Origin of the sequence: Phenylobacterium sp. (assembly GCF_031425575.1) — a bacterium.
Taxonomy (GTDB): domain Bacteria; phylum Pseudomonadota; class Alphaproteobacteria; order Caulobacterales; family Caulobacteraceae; genus Phenylobacterium.
Genome location: NZ_JANPJP010000128.1, coordinates 1 through 3263 on the forward strand (window position 1 = coordinate 1; position 3263 = coordinate 3263).

Consider the following 3263-nt stretch of genomic DNA (forward strand, 5'->3'; position numbering starts at 1 on the left):
CTGCGCGGGCCAGGATATCCACGACGCGCGCACCGCCGCCGAGGGCCTGGGCATTCCGCACTACGTCCTCGACTACGAGAGTCGGTTCAAGCAGCAGGTGATCGAGGACTTCGCCGACAGCTACCTGCGTGGCGAGACGCCGATACCTTGCATTCGCTGCAATCAAACGGTGAAGTTCCGCGACCTGCTGGACGTGGCCCGCGATCTGGGCGCCGAGGCGATGGCCACGGGGCACTATGTGCGCCGCGACGTTGGCCTCAAGGGGCCGGAGCTGCACCGCGCGTTTGATGCGGCGCGCGACCAATCCTACTTCCTGTTCGCCACGACAGCGGAGCAGCTGGCCTATCTGCGCTTTCCCCTGGGCGGGCTACCCAAGCCGGCGGTGCGGGCGGCGGCGACGGCCATGGGGCTGCGCGTGGCCGACAAGCCGGACAGCCAGGACATCTGTTTCGTGCCCGAGGGCCGCTACACCACGGTCATCGACCGCCTGCGTCCGCACGGAGCCGAGCCGGGCGACATCGTGCATCTGGACGGCCGCGTCCTGGGTCGCCACGATGGCGTCACCCGCTATACCATCGGCCAGCGCCGGGGGCTGAATGTGGCGGTGGGCGACCCACTGTTCGTGGTCAAGATCGATGCCGACAGCCGCCGCGTGATCGTCGGGCCGCGCGAGGCGCTGCTGACCCGAGCGCTCAGCCTGAAGGAGACCAACTGGATCGGCGATGGACCCTCAATCGAGAAGGCGTGCGCCGAGGCGCGACTGGTGCTGGCCCGCGTGCGGTCTACCCGCGAGCCTGTGCTGGGGCGGTTGGCCATCGTGAGCGGTGGCCCTGGCGTGGTGTTCGGCGTGCCGGAGGAGGGCGTGGCGCCCGGTCAGGCCTGCGTGCTCTATGCGCCCGAGGAGCCTTCGCGCGTGCTGGGCGGCGGCTTCATCGCCGGCACGGTCGGCAACCTCTGACAGGGCGGCCATGGACGCGAAGCAACTTGTGGACATCGCCTGCGACGAAGACCCGCGCGCGCCCTGCCTGTGGCTGCCGTCCGATCTGTGGCCCGAGTTCTGCATCGCCATCCGCCAGCAGCCCAACCTGATCGGCGCTGTCATCTATCGCAACAAGACCATCCGTGACGGTGGCGCCTACTGCGACGTCACAACACGGCTACCTTGAGGACCTCATGACCCAGACCTCCGACCCCGTCGTCATCGCCAGCTATTCCCGCACGCCCATGGGCGGGTTCCAGGGGGCGTTGTCGGCCGCAAAGGCCACCGACCTGGGGGCGGCCGCCGTCCGCGCCGCGGTGGCGCGCGCGGGGGTCGATCCGGCCTCCGTGGAGCCGTTGATCAGGGGCTGCGGGCGGCCGGCAGGGCTGGGCCAGGCGCCGGCGCGGCAGGCGGCTTTGGGGGCCGGGCTGCCTATCTCGGTGGAGGCCACCACGGTCAACAAGATGTGCGGGTCCGGGATGCAGGCCGCCATCCTGGCGCACGACGCCCTGGCCGCCGGGTCCGCCGACATCATCGTGGCGGGCGGCATGGAGAGCATGACCAACGCCCCCTATCTGATGACCAAGCATCGGGGCGGCGCGCGCATCGGCCACGACACGATGTTCGATCACATGTACCTGGACGGTCTGGAGGACGCCTATGAGCCCGGTCGGCTGATGGGGTCGTTCGCCGAGGAAACCGCCTGTCAGTACCAGCTCACCCGTGAGGCGCAGGACGCCTACGCCATCGGCTCGCTGACCCGGGCGCGGGCCGCCATCGAAAGCGGCGCGTTTGATCGCGAAATCACGCCCGTCGAGGTCACGGATCGCAAGGGCGCCGTCACGATCAGCCAGGACGAGCAGCCGCTGAGAGCCGACCCGGCCCGGATCCCGACCCTTAGGCCGGCTTTCGCCCGGGACGGCACGATCACCGCGGCCAATGCGTCGTCCATCTCGGATGGCGCCGCCGCCCTGGTGCTAACCCGCGAGAGCGTGGCGCGACGCCTGGGCCTGACCATCGTGGCCCGGATCGCCGGCCATGCAGGGCACGCCCATGAGCCCGGCCAGTTCGCCACTGCCCCCGTGCCTGCGATCCGCAAGGTGCTGGGCCGGGCGGGCTGGACCGTCGCCGACGTCGACCTGTTCGAGGTCAACGAGGCTTTCGCCGTGGTGGCCATGGTCGCCGAGCGCGACCTGGGCCTCGACCGGGACCGGCTGAACGTCAACGGCGGGGCCTGCGCGCTGGGTCATCCCATCGGAGCGTCGGGCGCGCGCATCCTGGCCACCCTGCTGTCGGCGCTGGAAGCGCGCGGCGGCAAGCGCGGCGTGGCCAGCCTCTGTATTGGCGGCGGCGAGGCCACGGCCATGGCGGTGGAGCTGGCCTAGGGGCGACCTACTTCCCTGCGATTGCGCCGATATTCATGGTCATGCCGTTGGGCAGGGTCATGTCGCCGGGCTTCATACTGGCCGGGCAGGCGCCCTCCCAGGTTCCGGTCATTTCCATCTCGTGGGTTCCGTTGGCCTGCGCCATCGTAGAGCCGGTGGTCACCGAGGTGGCCTTGATCACATATTTCGAATTGAAGTCGCCGGTGGCCTTGCCGGTGGTGGCGACTTTTCCGGCCTGGCCCATGTCGCACTCGCTGACAAACGTCCAGCCGCCGGGCGCGGGCGTCACGGTGTTCTTGGCGCAGATGTCCTTGCCGGCCTGCTGACCCCAGACCGTCATCTTGGCCTCCGTGGCCTCGTCCAGGCACAGCTTCATGGTCTGGGTCATGCCGTTTGTGGAAATCGTCTGGGCCCAGAGGCCGGGTTTGCGCTTGGGCGGGCTGACCGCCGAGACCGTGGCGGATGCGGCGGGCGCCTCGCCGACGGCGGCGGTGGCTTCCACCTTTTTCTGACAGGCGGCCAGGGCCAGCAGGGCGACCCCCATCACAAGCACGCGACGCATCTTGATCACTCCTTCGGCGTTCCCCAGGTTGGCAACCTACGACGGACGAGGAGTTTCCGAAATGGCCGACCTGCGAGATACCGGCGCGCGGTTCGAAATCGACGAGCAGGGCGAGACGTCCTACGCGGACTATCACCTCGAGGGTGACCGCCTCTACGTCGACTACGTCTTCAGCCCGCCGGCCCTGCGCGGCTCCGGCGCCTCAGGCCGGCTGATGACCGCCCTCAGCCAGGACGCCCGGACCAAGGGCCGGACCATCACGCCCATCTGCGGCTATGCGGCGGCCTGGCTGAAGCGTAGCGCGGAGTTTGGGGATTTGGTGGCGTAAGCCCCTCAC

5 protein-coding genes are annotated in these 3263 nt (G+C 69.3%); 4 read left to right on the forward strand and 1 reads right to left on the reverse strand.

The features are described from left to right. From mnmA to RMO97_RS07345, 3 genes are all read left to right on the forward strand, one after another. Positions 1–958: tRNA 2-thiouridine(34) synthase MnmA (mnmA, locus tag RMO97_RS07335; protein WP_310539972.1), on the forward strand; the 958-nt coding region annotated here is incomplete at its 5' end. Positions 959–968: 10 nt separating this feature from the next. Beyond that, a complete protein-coding gene (locus RMO97_RS07340) occupies positions 969–1166 on the forward strand; it encodes a hypothetical protein (RefSeq protein ID WP_310539973.1) in 198 nt (65 codons plus the stop codon). 7 nt (positions 1167–1173) lie between these two features. Beyond that, a complete protein-coding gene (locus RMO97_RS07345; RefSeq protein ID WP_310539975.1) occupies positions 1174–2364 on the forward strand; it encodes an acetyl-CoA C-acyltransferase in 1191 nt (396 codons plus the stop codon). Between the two features lie 7 nt (positions 2365–2371). Here RMO97_RS07345 and RMO97_RS07350 read toward each other — a convergent pair whose 3' ends face one another. Next, complete coding sequence (locus RMO97_RS07350) at positions 2372–2926, reverse strand: DUF3617 family protein (RefSeq protein ID WP_310539977.1); 555 nt, start codon at positions 2924–2926, stop codon at positions 2372–2374. A 61-nt stretch (positions 2927–2987) separates the two neighbouring features. On the opposite strand from RMO97_RS07350, the gene RMO97_RS07355 reads away from it, so the two are divergent. Continuing rightward, positions 2988–3254 carry a GNAT family N-acetyltransferase gene (locus RMO97_RS07355; protein ID WP_310539978.1) on the forward strand — a complete coding sequence of 89 codons (267 nt, stop codon included), beginning with the start codon at positions 2988–2990 and terminating at the stop codon, positions 3252–3254. Positions 3255–3263: the final 9 nt, after the last annotated feature.

Bases quoted from the DNA above. Each gene is read 5' to 3' on its own strand.
- RMO97_RS07340 (WP_310539973.1), top strand. From the start codon at position 969: ATGGACGCGAAGCAACTTGTGGACATCGCCTGCGACGAAGACCCGCGC.
- RMO97_RS07355 (WP_310539978.1), top strand. From the start codon at position 2,988: ATGGCCGACCTGCGAGATACCGGCGCGCGGTTCGAAATCGACGAGCAG.
- RMO97_RS07350 (WP_310539977.1), bottom strand. From the start codon at position 2,926: ATGCGTCGCGTGCTTGTGATGGGGGTCGCCCTGCTGGCCCTGGCCGCC.
- RMO97_RS07345 (WP_310539975.1), top strand. From the start codon at position 1,174: ATGACCCAGACCTCCGACCCCGTCGTCATCGCCAGCTATTCCCGCACG.